Genomic DNA, 17,383 nt, shown 5'->3' on the forward strand with positions numbered 1-17,383 from the left:
TTGCTGGAGCTGCGTTGGTCAGGGGCCATTGGTGGTCAGGGGGCCAATGGTGTTTTTAATGGAACGCTAATATACATGGACGCTCGAAGGAGCGGCGCCTGCCAGATACCTGAGGAAGGCCATGCGAAGATTCATCTTCACGGCAATGTGTATCGCCGCCGCAACAGCCGCCAGCGCCCATGATTGGTACGAAAACAAGATCGACCCGCAGACGAAATTCAAGTGTTGCGGTGGTTCCGATTGCCGCGCCATACCGCGCTCTTCGGTGCGGTTAAGGGTCGACGGCGGTTACATTTACCTGCCGCATAATTTCATCATCCCACGGGACCGTGTGCAGGAATCCCCAGACGACCAATACCATATCTGCGAGAATACCTACGTCGTAACCAATCAGTTGTATTTGCGTTGTTTTTTCGCGCCGCGTGTGAAGATCTCTCTACTTCACCCAGGCTAAGCTAAACACTGCGCGGGGCTGCCGGGATCGACATCGGCAAGGGTGCGCAGCCGTGGCAAATTCGGCCGCGCGCTCGCTGCCCTGAACGGACGTTCGCGTTCGCTACACTCGAGGCCTCTGTGAGCGACCCGGCAGGCCTCAACCGACCTGAATGCGGCGGGTCACCTGTCCGTTGCTCTCCCAGTAGGTGTGTTTCTTGGCAATCCACGGATCGCTCATCGCCGGCTGGATGTTGCCGCTGGTATCGATCGCGCGCGAGGTGACGGTGTGCTCCCCGGCGGAAGGCTTGGGCCAATCGAGAGACCACATCTTCCAGGCGAACTCCGCCTTGTCGGTGCCGTCGATGGTCGCCGGCATCCACGGCCCATCGTCGATCTTCACCTCGACCCGGTCGACCGGCGCGCCCCAGGCGGCGCCAACGATCCGGTAGTCGTTGCCGATATGGGTAACCCGGGCCGGCGCCGATTTGAGCCTTGCCCGTCCGACGGAGGTTTCCGCCCACACGGTCTCGCCATTATGGTCTTCCTCGCGGACCGTGACGTAGTCGCGTCCCATGAACCGGCTCTCGAAGCGCTGGTCGCGCACGTCGATGCGCTTGAGCCATTTCGCGTTCGCGATCCCGTACCAGCCCGGCGCTATCAGCCGCAGCGGGAAGCCGTTGTCGGGCGGCAAGGGAGTCCCGTTCATCTCGTAGCAAAGGATGTTTTTTGGATCCATGGCGTCGGCGAGCGACATGCTGCGCGCGAAATTCTGCTTGAACGTGACCTCGTCGGCTCGTTTGATCTCGCCTTCGTCGGCGCCCCAGAAGACGACCTCGATGCCGCTGTCGAGGACCCCGGCCTCCTTCAGGATCGGGGCGAGCGGCGTCCCCGCCCAGCGCGCATTGCCGATTCCGCCGTTGAAAAACGGCAGACCGGTATTGCCCGAACATTCGATCGTGAAGGTGACTTCCTGGCGCGGCCGGGCCTTGATGTCGGCAAGCGTCAGGACCAGCGGCTTTTTGACCAGGCCGCCGATTTCCAGCTTCCACGCGCTTTCCTCGATGGCCGGCCGGTTGAAATGCGCGATTGAAAAGAACTTGTCGTTGGGCGTTACCCAGGAATCGAGGTCCTCCCAGACGAGCTGATTCTTGATGACCTGCGGAACCGGGTTCGGCGGCAGCTGATCGAGCCATTTGACGACTTCCTCGCCGGGGCGGCTTGGAAAGGCATCGGCGTGGCGGGTGGCGAAGAAGGCCGCCAGGCCCACAAGTGCTGCGCTGCCGTTGGCAATGAATTCTCGACGTGGAATCTCCTGCATGAAGGCGTCCTCCCCGTTGGGCGACCGGCCTACCGGATGAGAAGCTGAACCGGTCAGTTTGTATTTTGTACCGGTCAATACAATATTTGTACAATATTTGTACCGGTACAAAGCCGAGTTCATTCCCAGTCGGCATCAAAGTCAAGACGTTTTTTGAACCGGTCCGAATCGTGATACGAGGCAGCCATGCGAAGAGCAGTCACCCTCTTGGATGTCGCCAGAGCCGCCAACGTTTCGAAGACGACGGTGTCGAATGTTTTCAGTTGGCCCGAACGCGTCCGCCCGGCGCTGCGCGCGCGGATCGAGGCGGTTGCGCGCGAGCTTCACTATGCCGGCCCGGACCCGAAGGGGCGGATGCTGAGTTCCGGCAAGGTCAATGCCATCGGCGTGGTGCCGATTGGCAACTTCGGCATCACCTTGTTCTTCACGCACGAGTACGGCAACGCTTTCCTCGGCGGTGTCGCCCATACATGCGAGGAGCGGGGCGTCGGACTGTCGCTCGTCTCGGGCCGGGCGAACGAGTGGGGCATCAACGACGCCCTGGTGGATGGCTTCATCTTCGAGAGCGCCGAGCAGATCGATCTGATCGAGCCGGCCCGGCGTCGCCGATTGCCGGTGGTCGTGTCAGGCGTCGCCGGTCCCGACATCACCTCGATCACCATCGAGAACCGCAGGGGGGCGAGAGAGGTGACACGCCACTTGCTGGAGCTCGGCCATCGCCGCTTCGTGATCGCCTCCGTCATGTGGCAGTTTGTGCCGCCGGTCTTCCACCCTCCGACAGGGGCCCCACGTCAATTCGTCGCGGTCGGCCCGCCGATCCTCGAGCGCATGGCAGGCGTGGCCGATGCCCTGGCCGAGTTCGGCCTCTCATTCGATGACATGCCGGTCATGGAAGGATGCGGCACGCCGGAGGAAGAGGCAGCGTTCGGCAACGGTCCCGGTATGGCCCTCGACCTGGCGCCCGAAGCGACCGCCGTCATCGCGCTCAACGACGGCGTTGCCTTGAACATAATCGAGCAGGCCAAAAAGCGCGGCCTGTCGGTGCCGCGGGACCTGTCGGTCGTGGGCTTCGACGACGTCGCCGGTGCGGCGCGATCCGAGCCGCCGTTGACCACGGTGCACCATTCGGCCTTCGAGAACGGGAGGCTCGCGGCTTCCCTGCTTCTCGACGGCGGCCCGCCGCGTCACGTGGTGATGCCAGTCAAGCTGGTGGTACGCGCCTCGACCGCACCACCCCGAAAGCAGCCGCAGCTCGAAGCGGCAGAGCGTCGGCCATAGCTGCATCAGAAAGATCGCCCTGCGGAAATGCAGTCGGCTAGCTTGCCGGCGGCCTTCAAGAACTGCATCGCGATGCCTCTGGCCTGGCACTAGCGGTGCGGAACCAACGCCGACAGACGCGCAGGGCATCCCCGCAACGGCGCAACTCGGTACACGAGGGACGACCATATCTCGGCGGAAACAACTTGAAGAAACGCTTCGCTACTCATAGCATGCCAGGCCATGGTGAAATCTGATCAGGAGGTCAGTGGAATCGGTCGGGTTTTTGAGCCAGTGCAAGGTAGGGAGGATAATTATGGCTTCCGAAGTACAGGCAAACAACGGCGTTAACGTCGAGGCGCTGCTCAGCGCCCGCGAAGCGCTTACCAACGCCCCGGAGGCCGCGCAGTTCAAGTGGCGCGCGGCCTGCGAATGGAAGGATGGCACCCACAGCCACTCGACGGTCGAGAGTTTCTACGGTCTCGGCCAGGACCAGCATCGCAAGACCACCTTCACATTCGATGCCGACCATCCGGAGGTCTTCGCTTCCTTGGATCAGGGCGCCACGCCTGTCGAATACGTTCTGGTCGGACTGGCGAGTTGCCTGACCGCCGGCATTGCCGCGGTTGCCCAGAACCGGAACATCCAGTTGAAGTCGGTGAAGGCGACCATCGAAGGCGACATGGATATCGCGGGCATACTCGGCATCGACAGCGACGTCCGCAACGGCTTCAGCGGCATCACGGTGAGGTACAACATCGACGCCGACGCCAAGCCCGAGGACATCGAGGCTCTCGTCGCTCAGTCGCAGAAGCGATCGGCGGTCTATGACATTGTCACCAATCCGACGAACGTCACGGTCGTGGTGAATTGAAAGGCACTTCGAACCGTAGACTCTCCTGATAAGAGGGCGCGATTAGTTCCGTCACGACAGTAATCGTCGGTGCAGGGCACGCGGGGCTCGCGATGAGCCGCTGCCTCGCGGAGCGCTCGATCGACCATGTGCTGCTGGAGCGCGGCGAGATCGCCCATAGCTGGCGCACCGAGCGATGGGATTCGCTACGGTTGCTCACCCCGAACTGGCAGAGCCGGCTGCCGGGCTTCCGCTATGACGGCGACGACCCCGACGGCTACCGGACGATGCCTGAGGTCATCGACTTCCTCGGGAACTATGCCAAGGTGATCTCGGCTCCGGTCAGAACACACACGACCGTTACCTCGGTTCGCAGCGACGGGGCGGGATATCTCGTGCGCACGGACCGCGGCGAGTGGCGGTGCCGGACCGTGGTGCTGGCGTCGGGCGCGTGCAACATCGCGCGCCTGCCCGATTTGGCTGCCCGCGTGCCGCCGTCGGTCGCCATGCTGACGGCACAGTCCTACCGCAATCCGGGGCAGGTCGCCGACGGTGGCGTGATGGTGGTGGGCGCGTCGTCGAGCGGCACCCAGATCGCACAGGAGCTGCAGCGTTCGGGGCGTCAAGTGACCCTGTCGGTGGGCGAGCACATCCGGGCGCCCCGCGTCTATCGCGGCAAGGACCTGGAATGGTGGATGGACGCCGCCGGCGTGCTCGACGAGCGTTACGACGAGGTAGACGACATCAGGCGGGCGCGACGGGTTCCTTCGCTGCAGCTTGCCGGCACACCCGACCGCACCACCCTCGACCTCAATGCGCTGGTCGACCTCGGCGTCAGGCTCGTCGGCCGTCTCGCCGGCATCACCGAAGATGGCAAGGCCCAGTTTGCGGGGTCGTTGCGCAACATGTGCGCGCTTTCCGATCTCAAGATGGCCCGGCTGCTCGACCTCATCGACGAATGGGCGCGCGCCAACGGCCTGGACGCTACGGTCGGGCCGCCGGATCGCCCGCCACCGACCCGTGTCGAGGACAACCCGCCGCTCGGCCTCGACTTCGCCGCAGGCGCGATCAGGACGATCATCTGGGCCACGGGCTACCGGCCGGACTACTCCTGGCTGGAATTGCCGATCCTTGACCGCAAAGGTTACGTCCGGCACGACGGCGGTGTTGCGGAACATCCGGGCCTGTACCTGATGGGGATGCAGTTTCTGCGCCGCCGCAAGTCTGCGCTGATCGACGGCGCCGGCGACGACGCGCGTGATCTCAGCGACCATCTGGCGTCGTACCTCGGGCAAGATTCAATCTGCTAGCAGACTCAACGTCTGGAGACGAGAGGGAACAGGTTGGTTGCCGCGACAACGTCGAATTCCGTCACCCTGCAATCATATTCCCAAGTGCAACTTCGGCTTCCAGAAGGGGCGGAACAACTCAATCTTGGGACAGCGGTTCATCACCACTTTCAAGCCCGCTTCCTCCGCCAACTGGGCGGCAGCGTCATCGCGCACCCCAATCTGACCCCACAGAACCTTGGCATTGATTGCGATGGCCTCTTGCGCAACTTCCAACAGATCTTCGGAGCGGCGAAAAACCTCGACCATATCCACAGGCCGGTCGATGGCCGCTAGTGACGCGTACACCTTAAGCCCTCGAATTTCATCCAGACGGGGACTGGGGTTGACCGGGATCATGTCATAGCCGATTTCGTGCAGCACCCTGAGTACACCATAGGAAAACTTGGTTTTATCGGGGCTGGCCCCTACCATCGCGATGGTTTTGACCGATTTCAGAATTTCTTGCAGATAAGCCTCCGAATAGGGCTCATCATGATTCATATGGGTCATTTCTTTGCTTCCAACGGGGTCGCAATATCGGCTTTCAATTCATGAGCGGCCAGCGGGTCAAGGAACGGGTTGCGATAGAGCTTGTCGTGGCTCTCAACGCCGACCTCCAGCGTGCAGTCGCTCATAGGGCGGGCGACGCAGAGGATTATATAGCCATTGTTGATCTGGCGGTTGTTCAGCGCCCGTTGCGCTTTCTGATCGACTTTGCCGCTGATTATTTTGGCCGCACAGGTTATGCAGCCGCCATACTTGCACCCATAGGGCAGATCCACGCCCTGCTCGCGCAAGCTTTGCAAGAGGGGCTTGCGGTGATCGACGTCAAAGGCCGCACCGCCTTGATTGGCGAGAGTGATGGTGAAGCTGGTCATACCCAGATGTCACTCGTGCAATCACCGCCGGGATAACGGGTTTCGTGGCAGCGGCTTGGTCCGTTTGGTTCCTTACCAAAATCAACAACAAATAGCGGATCAATTTCCATGCCGCCATTTTCCGTATCGCAATTGACCATCAGCATGCATCCGCCATTGGTGCGGATTTCCGGATAGAACTGATTATCCCAGGTCGAGAAGAGTGAGGTCGTCACATAAAGGCGCTTGCCGTCGAGGCTGAGCTGTATCATCTGAGGCCCGCCAGTCACTCTCACGCCATTGACCTCAGGCGCACGGCCGAGAAGTCCGCCCATCCACACTTGTCCAGTAAGCTTGGCATTGTGAGGGTCCGAGATGTCATACTGACGGATGTCGCCATGCAACCAGTTGCACAGATAGAGGTATCTATCGTCCATACTGAGCAGAATGACTGAGATCACACCCGGTATTGGGATCGGCCATTCGGGATGCGGCTCATTGTCGACATCGACAATTTTTTCCCATTGCCAATCACCCGCCGCATCCTTCCACCAATGGATGATATTTGCAGAAAGGGCCGCGCCGACAAAGCCGTGACTGCTGTCGGGATTATGATGGAATCGCACTTCCAGCGGGATTAAGCCATCTTCACCGAGATAGAATGTTTGCTTTGGCTCCTTCTTTTCAAAATCCCAGAAATGGATCTCTCGGCCATATTTCAGATGGCCAACCTCTTCCAGGTCAAAACCAGGCATGAAGGTATTGGGCGCGGCCCACTCCGAGCTGACCATTACGTTGTGTCGCGGCTGGTACCAGAAATCATAACCAAACTTGATACTGCCCATGGAGTTTTCCCAACGGCCGACAATCTCGAACTCCTTGCTGAGCTGCAAATAGCCGCCAGGGGCATTGCCTTGAGCGTCGCCAAGCATGGAAACGATGATTTCCGAGCCGAGGCAATGCACCGTGTGCGGTGCCGACAAGTTGGTCCTGGTTTTGATTTCAGCGCCATCTATGACCTTGAATAGGGTCGGATTGCGGGGATCGGTACCGCAATCGACAATATGCAGATTGGACGAGCGCACACCTGGCACAATCAGATATTTCCGCTCCATGCTCGCATCGCCATGGCACGACGAACAGGCATTCCAGCCCGAGTGATGAAGCTCATCGCCAATACCCGGCATTTGCAAACGTGAAATCACTTGGCTGTAGGTCGAACTCTCCGGATCGACGTCAATGGTACACAAATAGTCCGGCTTCTGAATGCCCGTGCCGGTGTAGATGGCAATCGTATAGAGCAGCTTTTCGCGAGGTGCCCTCATCGCCTCGGCTGGAGAAGCATAGCCCGGTCCACAGCAATGATTGGTCATGGGTACTTCCCCAATTTGAACAGATCACTGGCCAGCCCCAACGGGGTCAAGCTGGAATGTTAGTGCATGCTGGGCATTGGCGCTACGGCCGGAGTGGCTGGTGAAGTGCGCACGTGACATACAACTCGGCGACAGGGCGCCCATGGGACCGCCCAACGCCAGCTTCTTATCCCGACGGAACATTGGCGGAGCGATCGGAGATCGGATAAAACTGGGCACAGGCGATCGGTGTCCCAAATGAAGGGCCTACTGGAGATCAAGGTGCTTGGCCAACTGGTTGTCCTGCGGGACGCCCGGGAGATCGCGCTGCCGCCGTCGAAGAAAACCCGCGCCCTGCTCGCCTATCTGGCTGTGACGAACCGGAGGCAGCGGCGCGACCATCTGTGCCAGATGTTCTGGGAAATCCCGGACGATCCGAGGGCTTCGCTGCGATGGAGCCTCTCGAAGCTCAGGCACATCATCGACGACGATGGTGACTTTCTCAGGACCGATCGGGACAGCGTGCTTTTCGATACCTCCGGTCTCGACGTCGATCTGCTTGGCGTCGCCCACATGACCGCCGGCGATGTGCGCTCCCTCGACACTGAGCCGCTGGAGACGGCGGCTGCCTTGTTCCGGGGGCGGTTCCTCGAGGATCTGGAACTGTCGCGCTGCCCGGTGTTCGAGGCGTGGCGCACATTCCATGGCGACGCCCTGGATCGCACCCGGTTAATGATCCTGCAGGCGCTTGTCGAGCGGCTGCGCTCGGACCCTGAGCGGGCGCTTTCGCACGCGGAGACACTGCAGTCCCTCGATCCGGCCAACAAGCAGATCGCCTTGGAGGTTCGATCGCTGGCAGCTGCGGCCAGGGAGCGCGCGGTGCAACCGCCACCGGCGCGCGAGGAGCACCAGGCGTTGGCCGAAGGCCCCGTGCCGTGTATCCAGCTTTCCCAGGAGATACACTATTGCAGCAGCCCGGACGGTGTCCGGATCGCCTATGCGGTTTCGGGCAGCGGCCCGCCGCTGCTTCGCGCGGCGCACTGGATGTCGCATCTGCAATATGAATGGGAAAGCCCGGTGTGGCGACACTGGATCTATTCGCTTTCGACCGGGAATACCCTGATCCGGTACGATGAGCGCGGCAATGGCCTCTCCGACTGGAACGTCGGCGACGTCTCCTTCGACGCCATGGTCACTGATCTGGAAAGCGTCGCCGACGCAAGTGGCCTCGACAGGTTCCCGCTGCTCGGCGTCTCGCAAAGCTGCGCCATATCGATCGCCTATGTCGTCCGTCACCCCAAGCGCGTGTCGCGCCTGATCCTCTATGGCGGCTATGCAAGGGGCCGGCGAAAGCGTGGGGACAGCCACCAACTCGACGCGCATGAAGCGATGACCACCCTGATCCGCGAGGGGTGGGGCAAGGACAATTCGGCGTTCCGCCAGCTGTTCACCGAGGCATTCATTCCGGGTGCCAGCCGCGAGCAGATGGCCTGGTTCAACGATCTCCAGAGGCAGACCACATCGCCACTCAACGCCAGCCTGCTTCACACCACTTTCGGCGACATAGACGTTTCGGCGATGCTGGGGGACGTCGACGTTCCGACGCTGGTGCTGCATGCCAGGAACGATGCCGTGGTTCCCTTCGAGGAAGGCAAGCTGCTCGCGGCCGGCATACCGGGAGCGCGCTTCGTCGACCTCAATAGCGCGAACCATATCCTGCTCGGCGACGAGCCGGCCTTCGCCGATTTTCTGCGGGAAGTCAGCTCCTTCATGGCTTACCCGGAGTGAGGGAACGCCGGCCCGCGCTACCGCAGCCTTGAATTCCTACGCTCATTTCAACGCCCGCAACAACACCCCCTCTAACGCCAGGCGGCGACTGTCGGCGCCAGTCAGGCAAAAGGAGGACCCGAGATGAAGATCCATACAGTGATCGGCGGAGGCGGCGTGAAGCTGCATGTGCACGAATGGGGCAAGGCCGATGCTCCAGCCATCCTCTTCATCCATGGATGGTCGCAAAATCACCTGTGCTGGAAGAAGCAGTATGAGAGCCGGCTGGCGGAAAGCTTTCGCCTCGTCGCCTTCGACCTTCGCGGCCACGGCATGTCGGAAGCGCCTGAGGCACAGGAGCAGTATACGGAGCCGAAGCCATGGGCGGATGATATCGCTGCGATCATCGACCAACTCCGGCTCGACCGACCGGTTCTCGTTGGCTGGTCCTATGCAGGCTTCATCATCTGCGACTACCTGCGCGCATACGGTCAGGACGCGATTGCCGGCATCAACTTCGTGGGTGCGGCGGTCACGCTCGACCGCGCGGTGTTCGGGGTCCTGATCGGCCCGGGTTTTCTCGACCACGTGCCCGGTGCGACGGCGGACGACCTTCCCTCCAACATCCAGGCGATGCGCGAATTCGTGCAGGGCTGCACCGCGCGGCCACTGCCGAGGGACGAATATGAGGTCGCGCTGTGCTGGAACATCGTCGTTCCGGCAAGGGTGCGGGCCGCGCTCGTCACCCGCGCGATCAATTCCGACGACGTTCTGGCCACACTGCGCAAACCTGTGCTGATGACCCACGGCGGCGGCGATACGGTGGTTCTGCCGGCAATGGGCGAGCACATCCTTCAGATATGCCTCACAAGCCGCGCTTCTTGGTATTCCGAAGTCGGACACGCCCCCTTCATCGAGGACGCCTCCCGCTTCAATCGCGAGCTCGCCGACTTCGTGCGGAGCGCGAGGACATCATATGTCGATGAGGATACGAGCCATCGAATGGCTCTTGCCGGAGTGAGTTGACAGGCTGGCGTGACAGCGCATCTTGCCGTTCAGCACGCGCTGCACCGCTGATCCCGGCGCGGCGGGGCGTCTGCCAGCTACTGCGCACCCGATGTCCATTCGGGCAGCGGCGCAAGGCTGCGGTTGAACTGCTTCCACCACATGGACTCATCAATTTCGCAGCAGGCGCGAAGCATGGCGTGCGCCTTCTCGAAAGCCTGGGAGGCGAGATCGTCGAACGTCATACGCGCGTCGTACGGCACGGACACGACCAGTTCCTGACCGGTCTGTGTGCCGCCTTCGTCGACCTGAAGATAAAGCCAAACGACGAATTGCGCGCCTTGGCCGCTCGCGTCCGCATTGCCGATCTTGATGCGGTCGATACCTGCTGCAGTGACGTTCATGCGGGGACCCCTTCATTGGTTGGATTTGCAGTGAATCCCAGAAGTCCGCAGCAATCAGAAAAGTTCCGGAACCATTGTCGCTATGGTGAAGTATTGATGAAGAGGTGGTTGGGCAGCCTCTCGCATGGGTTGGTGAACCATCCAGAAACCAGGGCTGGGTCGCAAAGAGGTCTCCTTCGCGCCAATTGACGACCTATCTGGCGCTTCTCCAGAGCCGGCAACGCGCTCGCTCTGGCAGCTGAGCCGAACGGCAACTTCCCATCCAGCTCGGCCATTTGCCTCGGCCATTTGCGGCAGCCAGCCGATCGAGTTTTCACCCTTGTCCCATCCCGATGGAATCGGGATGGGACACTATCTCTTTGTTTTGAGCACGATCTTTTCCGAAAACCGGTTCCGACTTTTCGGGACCATTTCCTCGCGCTCTCTATCGGTCGACCATCGCCATGCCGCGCTGGCCATAGCGCGGGCCGGAGATTTTTCCCGGCGCCAGCGCTTCGTCGAGCGCCGCCATTTCGGCGGCATCGAGCTGGATCGCGGCTGCGGCGATATTCTCCTCCAGATATTGTCTCCGCTTGGTGCCGGGGATCGGCACGATATCGATGGCGAAACCGGTGCCCTTGTGCAGCAGCCAGGCCAGCGCGACCTGGCCGGGCTTGACGCCTTTGGCCGCCGCGATGTCGCGCACCTTGGCCGCCGCCTCGACATTGGCGTCGTAGTTTTCGCCCTGGTAGCGGGGGTCGTTGCGGCGGTAGTCGCCCTCGGGATAGTCCTCCGCGCGCTTGACCTCGCCGGTGAGGAAACCGCGGCCGAGCGGCGAGAACGGCACCAGGCCGATGCCGAGTTCGCTGAGCAACGGGATGATCTCCGGCTCCAGATTGCGCTCCCACAGCGAATACTCGCTCTGCACCGCCGACACCGGATGCACGGCATGCGCCCGGCGGATGTTGGCCGCACCCGCCTCGGACAGGCCGAAGAACCGCACCTTGCCTTGCGCGATAAGCTCGCCGACTGTACCGGCGACATCCTCGATCGGCACCGCCGGGTCGACGCGGTGCTGGTAGAGCAGGTCGATATGGTCGGTGGCGAGCCGCTTCAGCGAGGCTTCCACGACCGCGCGGATATGCTCGGGCCGGCTGTCGGTACCGTCGAGCTGCTTGCCGTTTTCGATGCGGAAGCCGAATTTGGTGGCGATGGTCACCTGGTCGCGCTTGCCCTTCAGCGCCCGGCCGAGCAGTGCCTCGTTGGTGTGAGGGCCATAGACCTCGGCGGTGTCGAGGAAGGTGCAGCCGAGTTCGATGGCGCGGTGCAGGGTGGCGATGGATTCGGCCTCATCGGCCGGACCGTAGGACTGGCTCATGCCCATGCAGCCGAGGCCGATGGCCGAGACTTGCAGCCCCTGGCTGCCGAGCTTGCGGGTTTTCAGGGTCATGGCTGGCGTTCTCCGGTGGGGATCACCAGACTATAGCAGCCGCTCGCTCAATTCCCACAGCCGTTCGGCCGCATCGCGATCGACGGCATAGCGGGGCGACAGCGGCCGGAGATGGGGCTCACATGTTCGAGGCGACGTCGCGGGTAGACACTGGCTTGAGCTTGTGGGCCGGACGCTGGTTTGCCTTGTGTTCGGCTGGGCGCTGCCTTGTCTTGTGTTCGGCGGCGCGGGGATTGGCTTTGACGGTGGTCACGGTCTTGGGGATCACGGTCTTGGGATTCAGGGTCTGGGGCGCTTGTGCCTTGCTGCGTTTGAGCCAGCTCAAAGACAGTTCGGCAAGGAGACTGCGCAGACCTTTCACAACGTCCTCCGCCTGTTGGGCGACGGGATAATTTCCGAGGGCCGGACTTGTTCCGCCCGCAAGAAACGTTCCAGGGGTCGGGCTTCGGTCGGGCGGCGCATGCGACCTAAGTCCGATCGCAAAACGCAATGGTCTTGCCAATGGCGCGCCTCGGAACAGCCAGCTCTCACGGTCGTTGTCCGCTTTAGATTTGCTGGAGGAAGCTATGGATAGGAGTGTTGGCCAAGCGCGCTGGTTGCTCGCACCGATCTTCGCGGTGGCCATCACCTTTCTGGTGATTGGGATTACCCTCGGCTGACCCTCCAAGAGAAGCGGGCCCAAAGGTTCTACAAATCAGCGCTGCTATGTCCCTTCCCGCGCTGATAGGGTTCGCTCGCCGCTCCCATGCGGCGAGCGAACCCTCAAGTCTCAGTAAGACCTCAAGTCTCAGTAAGAATAGTAGGTCAGGGTAACATAGACTATCGGCGCAGCGATCAAGCAAATCGCCATTCCGATAACCAACGCAATGGCCAGGCGCTCTGTGCGCCTGACAATGTCAGCGATTTTGTCGTCGTCAGGCGAGGGGATGAGGTCAAGGACGGAAAGAACCTCCGGAACACGAGCATTGTTGTCATTTGCGGGTCGGCTTTCGTCATCATGCGTGCTCGGTCTCTGGATATAGGTCACTGTTCGCCTCGCTTTGGGGGAAACGCCACGCCGCCGCTGCGGGGACGCTAGATCTGGTGCCCCGCGATGGGGGAATGGTGGACACTCGGTTGGTCGCCGACGAAAGGGCTCGTGCTCGGCGCGCGGTTCTAACGCGTCGGCCAGGCATAGGTTGCCCGCTAGGACTTCAGTCGTACCAACCCCGGACCTTAGCCTGACCGGCGGAACGCAATGCTGCGGGGCTCGTTGCTGACCTGTGATTGGCAGTCAAAACCTGGCTGCCAAAGTGACGCAACAAAGAAAGATTTGTCATGAAGAAATATCTTGTCAGTGCAGTCGCAGGCCTCGCCCTCGCCGCTGGAATTGGTGCTTCCTTCGCGGAAGACGTCGTCGTTCTCAAGCCGGAACAGCAGACGGTGGTTCGCGAATACATCCACAAACAGAAGCTCGTATCAGTCAGCCTGCTTGGCGTCGAACTCAATGTCGGCACCGCTCTTCCAGACACGGTCGAACTTCACGCAATCGACGTGCCCGATGTAAGGTACAAGTATACGGTTGTCGGAGATCATGCGGTTCTCGTGGACCCGGATACACGCAAGGTCGTGCAGATCGTCGAGTAAATCTTTTGTAGCAGCCGAGCCCGCTTCCCGATCTATTTCGGGAGGCGGGCAGCTCATGGCTTTCATACGGATTGATCTGGGTTGCCGTGCTGGAACATCTTTTTCGTGCCCTGCTTCGCCCGCTTCCTTTTCGTCGCTGCCGACTTTCTTTCCCGGTCCCCCGGTTTCTATGTGATGCTCATAGCCATGGTACTTTGCACTGCGCTTGCGCCGCGGCATACCGCGTTGCAGGCTTTCCGGGAGGAATGAAATGAGCCCCACTGATCCGCCAGTAGAGCGACGCTCTCATGCACGGGGGATTGTTCTGAAGGATGCGACCATTATCACGGAAGATGCCAACATCAGTTGCTCCGTCAGAAATCAGCACGCTCACGGCGCGGAGTTACGGGTGGACCCAGGCGTAACAATTCCCGACCGTTTCGTCCTTCACGTGCCTGCGGATGACGCCAGCTATCGTGCCGTGGTGCGGTGGAGAAGGAACGAGCGGCTTGGCGTGCAGATTTATTGATACCTGTCCGCACATGGACCGACTTCGAGCCAAACCCCATCCCTGACTCGCAGAAAATAGATGGCTCCAATGAAGCCTATGGCTGGGTGCCGTTTGGTTTCCAGTCCTTTGCGGTGCCGTCCAGCGCCATCCTGATATCGTCTGGACTGTCGATGCCGCTGCTGAAAAGAGCGATCAGGCGCCGCGCCAAATGCTCGCGCGCCGGGTGCGCGCCTTCAATCCCGGCTTGCTCGCAATAATCGTCCAAAATCCTGGTGAGTGCCGCCAACTGTATTTCGTCAGCCGTGCCACGTAAGGTCATCGCGCGTACCTCCCTCAAGGGCGAAAGCGTGATCGACTCTTTCAAACGCTCGTTGCCGTTGAAGACCGAGCGACGATAGGACAGTACGCTTCCGACAATCGGTTGGCGAGTCATTCCGCCGGGGAACTCAATCCAAATGGTCGCGTTAGCGGCCTAAGGATTGTTTCGATGACTGACGAACAGGACAGAACACCCAGCGTGCCTGACAACTCTGTCGTTCGGCGCCTGTTAAAGAGGCGCATATCACCGAAGAGCAGGCTCGCGAGCTTATCGCTTTTTTGGGATACGATTGGCCTTCGCTTATCCGGGAGGCCCGCTTTCTAACCCGAAAACGCTAGCCGCCCGTTCACCGGGTCTGTCAAATATATAGTCGCCCATCCGTTTCATCTGCGAGCCCGCCGTCACATGGCCGACGGGCTGCAACCGTCCCCAGAATCGTTCCGACGGCGGGTCTCTTTGCCTCGCTGCATCTCGGGGAAGGGACGCTAATGCCAGTAGCGGCCAGCTCAGTAACCGGTGGTAGCTAGGGCTGGTCGGGTCGGGAATGCGCAATCCCTGATATGCGAGAGGCAAGCGCATCCAATCCGTTGTCATAGATCTGCGTCAGCACGCCTTCTGCGGCGTTGGCTCGCTGGGATGTGCAAGCAGCGGGCCGCCGGCTGACAGGCCGGGACCCGACTGCTCGCGACCCTACAGGATGTTGGTCGTCACTTCGACGACGATCGCGGCACCTTCCGGCGTGCCATTCGTCACATGCACGACACGCGATACCCGCAGATCCTGCGCATTTCCGTTGATCGACAGGGAAACGCTTTCGCCGATCCGGGGAACCGCCTGGAAAACGGCATCGGTGGCTTCCGGCCGGTTGTCGATCGAGATGCGGCAGTTGACGGTCATGGGATGTCTCCTGTGTCTGACGGGCGCCCCGGTCGTCAACGCAGGCTCAACAAAATGGTTTCAGGATGGCTGGAAGTGAAACTTAATGGCGCTTGAGTTCGTATAGAGCAGCAGTTGCTCCATTCTATGGGAGCAACAGGCTCGCTGGGGAGGGCGTTGGGGCTGCCCCGGCGAGCTGCGTCATCATCGATGTGGCCAGGCTGGCCACGGGCTTCCGGCGCTGCCCCTTTTCATTTCGTCGCGCGTGGCACGAGATAGCTCGTCACGGTGCCTTGCCCGATGCCTCGCTTGACCACGACCGTCGTGTATTCCGCTGGCAGCGAAGCGGTGACGTTCGGGTCAATTGACTTGCACCTTCCGACGATTTCGCCATTGGGAGAGCTTGCCAGCCTTTGCGCCAGTGAAGCCCGGCATTGATCAAGCGATGCGTACATTGTTGGCGCCGCATCGATGGGTTTGCATACGGAAGCCTCTCCCGGGCTGCACGAAAGCAAAAGCATCACTGCCGCGGTTGCCGGATCCACTCCCTGAGCTCCCATGCTGGACGAACCTCAACGCGGAAGTGCGACCTTGGTTTCGCTGTCGCTAAAAAACCGATCCGCATTGCCCAACCCGGCGAGCTTTTGTGGTGTTGCCCGCGGCCTCAGAGAGCGCTGGGACGCGCGAGGCACTTCGGCGGCGAGCTGCCAGCTCAGCTTGTGTGGTCCAGCAGTCTGGTGGTGATGTCACGAGGATGTTCGTTGTTGGTGCGATCGATGCCTTCCACGGTGATCGCGTACATCCCGTTTTCGATCCTTGCTATCCAGCCTTTTGCTTTCAGATACCAAAGATGAAACTCCAGATGTTCACGTGGACAGCCTGCCAGGCGTTCGAGTTCTGAATCGCCAATGCCAGGATTGTTCACGTCTTGTCGGCGTTTGACATAGAGGAGCGAGAGCAGTTTGGCCTGAATGACGACATCCCGTTCGATGCCTTTGGTGTTGCTGGCTTCCTCGGTCAACTCGCGGCGAACGTTCAAATGATCTCTGTACTGAATGTCGTACTGCGCGCGCTTGACCGGATCTTTCAGCGTATTGTGGGCATCTATGATTTCACTGAAGCGGGATTCGTCGCCGGTATCCCGGTTATCGGGATGGTAGCGCATGGCAAAATAGCGAAATATCCGTTCTATCGTTTCCGAGTTGGCGTTCGGGCTGATTTCCAGAAGTTCGTAGTAGTCAATGAACAATTCGGTGCTCCCACGACATCGCCATCAGGCAATGCATTGGTCTAATAAGACAAAGGGCCTGGCCGCGAAAGAGTTGCGATCACAGGCCCTTGTCGTCGGGTTCGTTCGAAGAGTGCGCCTGTTGCCGCACAGTCGCAAGCTGGACCATGGTCCGTGGACCTAAGGTCGTAAATCCGGTGCCGTCAAATGCCAGGCATAACCGGTCACCGGCGGCGCGAGCCTAAGATAGATGCCGCGATCGCCAACTAACCGCGCGGTCTGGCTTTCGGCCCTGGCCTGCTTTCCGATGGGTTTGCGGCCAATCTGGCGGATCGCCTGTCTCTTAGCCACAGGGATATCTTTTTTCTTGCCAGCAGCTCATCGCGATCGCCATCCGCACTCCGCTTCGCAGCAATCGCATAGTCGGCTCGGTTCGTTCGATAGTCGTCTTTTTGCACAGACATCGCTTCCTCCTTCGCGGGCGTTTTCGCCCTCCTCTGGCCCGCGGAGGAGCTACTAACTGCCGGTGCAAGGCGCGAGTCTACCAATTGGGGATTGTATTAAAATGATACAGTTCGCAGTCGCGCCTGCCTCTCGTTGTTTTCGATAGTGCCCGCTTCGCTCTGGGCCTGCTACAATCCCATATGGCCGTCCGAATAGCTGTTGTCCTGGCACTTCTTTTCGCCTTCGCCTACGGATTCGCAAAACTCGTTGACCGTTATGGCAGTGTTGGCGATGCTCCCTCTCCGTGTGCGGAATGGTCAAATCCTGATTGCTCAAACCGGAACGCGGCGCCGGCGCAGTAGCGATGTTTCGCACATCGCTTCCTCGATGAT

20 protein-coding genes are annotated in these 17,383 nt (G+C 60.6%); 8 read left to right on the plus strand and 12 right to left on the minus strand.

Features of this window, described 5'->3' with window-relative positions; all coding sequences use genetic code 11:
• The first annotated feature begins 121 nt into the window (after positions 1-121).
• Positions 122-454, plus strand: coding sequence for a hypothetical protein (locus ACFFNA_RS16330; RefSeq protein ID WP_378919809.1), 333 nt, complete (start codon positions 122-124; stop codon positions 452-454).
• 138 nt (positions 455-592) lie between these two features.
• On the opposite strand, the gene ACFFNA_RS16335 is transcribed toward ACFFNA_RS16330, so the two are convergent.
• Positions 593-1,753: a sulfite oxidase gene (locus tag ACFFNA_RS16335; RefSeq protein WP_378919811.1), complete on the minus strand. Its 1,161-nt coding sequence runs from the start codon at positions 1,751-1,753 to the stop codon at positions 593-595.
• A 186-nt stretch (positions 1,754-1,939) separates the two neighbouring features.
• On the opposite strand from ACFFNA_RS16335, the gene ACFFNA_RS16340 reads away from it, so the two are divergent.
• The 3 genes from ACFFNA_RS16340 to ACFFNA_RS16350 all read left to right on the plus strand — a co-directional run bounded on the left by ACFFNA_RS16340 (position 1,940) and on the right by ACFFNA_RS16350 (position 5,173).
• On the plus strand, positions 1,940-3,031 hold the full coding sequence (locus ACFFNA_RS16340; RefSeq protein WP_378919813.1) for a LacI family DNA-binding transcriptional regulator: 1,092 nt from the start codon (positions 1,940-1,942) through the stop codon (positions 3,029-3,031).
• 295 nt (positions 3,032-3,326) lie between these two features.
• Positions 3,327-3,884 (plus strand): OsmC family protein, encoded by a 558-nt coding sequence (locus ACFFNA_RS16345; protein ID WP_378919815.1) that lies wholly within the window; start codon positions 3,327-3,329, stop codon positions 3,882-3,884.
• A 62-nt stretch (positions 3,885-3,946) separates the two neighbouring features.
• Complete coding sequence (locus tag ACFFNA_RS16350) at positions 3,947-5,173, plus strand: NAD(P)-binding domain-containing protein (RefSeq protein ID WP_378919925.1); 1,227 nt, start codon at positions 3,947-3,949, stop codon at positions 5,171-5,173.
• 72 nt (positions 5,174-5,245) lie between these two features.
• On the opposite strand, the gene ACFFNA_RS16355 is transcribed toward ACFFNA_RS16350, so the two are convergent.
• The 3 genes from ACFFNA_RS16355 to ACFFNA_RS16365 are packed head-to-tail and all read right to left on the minus strand — an operon-like array spanning position 5,246 to position 7,424.
• A complete protein-coding gene (locus ACFFNA_RS16355; RefSeq protein ID WP_378919927.1) occupies positions 5,246-5,695 on the minus strand; it encodes a CoA-binding protein in 450 nt (149 codons plus the stop codon).
• A 5-nt stretch (positions 5,696-5,700) separates the two neighbouring features.
• A complete protein-coding gene (locus tag ACFFNA_RS16360) occupies positions 5,701-6,072 on the minus strand; it encodes a 2Fe-2S iron-sulfur cluster-binding protein (RefSeq protein ID WP_111543472.1) in 372 nt (123 codons plus the stop codon).
• Positions 6,069-7,424: a selenium-binding family protein gene (locus tag ACFFNA_RS16365; protein ID WP_111543473.1), complete on the minus strand. Its 1,356-nt coding sequence runs from the start codon at positions 7,422-7,424 to the stop codon at positions 6,069-6,071. The genes ACFFNA_RS16360 and ACFFNA_RS16365 overlap by 4 nt, the downstream gene beginning before the upstream one ends.
• Before the next feature lie 237 nt (positions 7,425-7,661).
• Between ACFFNA_RS16365 and ACFFNA_RS16370 the strand changes: the two genes are divergently transcribed.
• Positions 7,662-9,191, plus strand: coding sequence for a bifunctional AfsR/SARP family transcriptional regulator/alpha/beta hydrolase (locus ACFFNA_RS16370; protein ID WP_378919818.1), 1,530 nt, complete (start codon positions 7,662-7,664; stop codon positions 9,189-9,191).
• Between the two features lie 123 nt (positions 9,192-9,314).
• Positions 9,315-10,196: an alpha/beta fold hydrolase gene (locus ACFFNA_RS16375; RefSeq protein WP_378919819.1), complete on the plus strand. Its 882-nt coding sequence runs from the start codon at positions 9,315-9,317 to the stop codon at positions 10,194-10,196.
• Positions 10,197-10,273: 77 nt separating this feature from the next.
• Here ACFFNA_RS16375 and ACFFNA_RS16380 read toward each other — a convergent pair whose 3' ends face one another.
• From ACFFNA_RS16380 to ACFFNA_RS16395, 4 genes are all read right to left on the minus strand, one after another.
• Entirely contained in the window at positions 10,274-10,579 is a 306-nt protein-coding gene (locus tag ACFFNA_RS16380) for a hypothetical protein (RefSeq protein ID WP_111543475.1), read from the minus strand.
• A gap of 424 nt (positions 10,580-11,003) precedes the next feature.
• Positions 11,004-12,008 (minus strand): aldo/keto reductase, encoded by a 1,005-nt coding sequence (locus tag ACFFNA_RS16385; RefSeq protein WP_378919821.1) that lies wholly within the window; start codon positions 12,006-12,008, stop codon positions 11,004-11,006.
• A 118-nt stretch (positions 12,009-12,126) separates the two neighbouring features.
• On the minus strand, positions 12,127-12,369 hold the full coding sequence (locus ACFFNA_RS16390) for a hypothetical protein (RefSeq protein ID WP_378919823.1): 243 nt from the start codon (positions 12,367-12,369) through the stop codon (positions 12,127-12,129).
• A 426-nt stretch (positions 12,370-12,795) separates the two neighbouring features.
• Complete coding sequence (locus ACFFNA_RS16395; RefSeq protein ID WP_111543477.1) at positions 12,796-13,035, minus strand: hypothetical protein; 240 nt, start codon at positions 13,033-13,035, stop codon at positions 12,796-12,798.
• Between the two features lie 290 nt (positions 13,036-13,325).
• Between ACFFNA_RS16395 and ACFFNA_RS16400 the strand changes: the two genes are divergently transcribed.
• Positions 13,326-13,634 (plus strand): DUF1236 domain-containing protein, encoded by a 309-nt coding sequence (locus ACFFNA_RS16400; protein ID WP_378919825.1) that lies wholly within the window; start codon positions 13,326-13,328, stop codon positions 13,632-13,634.
• A gap of 250 nt (positions 13,635-13,884) precedes the next feature.
• On the plus strand, positions 13,885-14,142 hold the full coding sequence (locus ACFFNA_RS16405) for a PilZ domain-containing protein (protein WP_378919827.1): 258 nt from the start codon (positions 13,885-13,887) through the stop codon (positions 14,140-14,142).
• A gap of 76 nt (positions 14,143-14,218) precedes the next feature.
• On the opposite strand, the gene ACFFNA_RS16410 is transcribed toward ACFFNA_RS16405, so the two are convergent.
• The 4 genes from ACFFNA_RS16410 to ACFFNA_RS16425 all read right to left on the minus strand — a co-directional run bounded on the left by ACFFNA_RS16410 (position 14,219) and on the right by ACFFNA_RS16425 (position 16,568).
• A complete protein-coding gene (locus ACFFNA_RS16410; protein WP_245445754.1) occupies positions 14,219-14,557 on the minus strand; it encodes a hypothetical protein in 339 nt (112 codons plus the stop codon).
• A 576-nt stretch (positions 14,558-15,133) separates the two neighbouring features.
• Positions 15,134-15,340 (minus strand): hypothetical protein, encoded by a 207-nt coding sequence (locus ACFFNA_RS16415; RefSeq protein WP_378919829.1) that lies wholly within the window; start codon positions 15,338-15,340, stop codon positions 15,134-15,136.
• A gap of 230 nt (positions 15,341-15,570) precedes the next feature.
• Complete coding sequence (locus tag ACFFNA_RS16420; RefSeq protein WP_378919831.1) at positions 15,571-15,864, minus strand: hypothetical protein; 294 nt, start codon at positions 15,862-15,864, stop codon at positions 15,571-15,573.
• A gap of 167 nt (positions 15,865-16,031) precedes the next feature.
• Positions 16,032-16,568, minus strand: coding sequence for a J domain-containing protein (locus ACFFNA_RS16425; protein WP_378919833.1), 537 nt, complete (start codon positions 16,566-16,568; stop codon positions 16,032-16,034).
• Positions 16,569-17,383: the final 815 nt, after the last annotated feature.

The organism is Mesorhizobium kowhaii (genome assembly GCF_042431665.1).
Classification (GTDB): domain Bacteria; phylum Pseudomonadota; class Alphaproteobacteria; order Rhizobiales; family Rhizobiaceae; genus Mesorhizobium; species Mesorhizobium kowhaii.

Coding starts and splice junctions, on each gene's coding strand:
- ACFFNA_RS16330 (WP_378919809.1), top strand. CDS start 122: ATGCGAAGATTCATCTTCACGGCAATGTGTATCGCCGCCGCAACAGCC.
- ACFFNA_RS16335 (WP_378919811.1), bottom strand. CDS start 1,753: ATGCAGGAGATTCCACGTCGAGAATTCATTGCCAACGGCAGCGCAGCA.
- ACFFNA_RS16340 (WP_378919813.1), top strand. CDS start 1,940: ATGCGAAGAGCAGTCACCCTCTTGGATGTCGCCAGAGCCGCCAACGTT.
- ACFFNA_RS16345 (WP_378919815.1), top strand. CDS start 3,327: ATGGCTTCCGAAGTACAGGCAAACAACGGCGTTAACGTCGAGGCGCTG.
- ACFFNA_RS16355 (WP_378919927.1), bottom strand. CDS start 5,695: ATGAATCATGATGAGCCCTATTCGGAGGCTTATCTGCAAGAAATTCTG.
- ACFFNA_RS16360 (WP_111543472.1), bottom strand. CDS start 6,072: ATGACCAGCTTCACCATCACTCTCGCCAATCAAGGCGGTGCGGCCTTT.
- ACFFNA_RS16365 (WP_111543473.1), bottom strand. CDS start 7,424: ATGACCAATCATTGCTGTGGACCGGGCTATGCTTCTCCAGCCGAGGCG.
- ACFFNA_RS16370 (WP_378919818.1), top strand. CDS start 7,662: ATGAAGGGCCTACTGGAGATCAAGGTGCTTGGCCAACTGGTTGTCCTG.
- ACFFNA_RS16375 (WP_378919819.1), top strand. CDS start 9,315: ATGAAGATCCATACAGTGATCGGCGGAGGCGGCGTGAAGCTGCATGTG.
- ACFFNA_RS16380 (WP_111543475.1), bottom strand. CDS start 10,579: ATGAACGTCACTGCAGCAGGTATCGACCGCATCAAGATCGGCAATGCG.
- ACFFNA_RS16385 (WP_378919821.1), bottom strand. CDS start 12,008: ATGACCCTGAAAACCCGCAAGCTCGGCAGCCAGGGGCTGCAAGTCTCG.
- ACFFNA_RS16400 (WP_378919825.1), top strand. CDS start 13,326: ATGAAGAAATATCTTGTCAGTGCAGTCGCAGGCCTCGCCCTCGCCGCT.
- ACFFNA_RS16405 (WP_378919827.1), top strand. CDS start 13,885: ATGAGCCCCACTGATCCGCCAGTAGAGCGACGCTCTCATGCACGGGGG.
- ACFFNA_RS16410 (WP_245445754.1), bottom strand. CDS start 14,557: ATGACTCGCCAACCGATTGTCGGAAGCGTACTGTCCTATCGTCGCTCG.
- ACFFNA_RS16415 (WP_378919829.1), bottom strand. CDS start 15,340: ATGACCGTCAACTGCCGCATCTCGATCGACAACCGGCCGGAAGCCACC.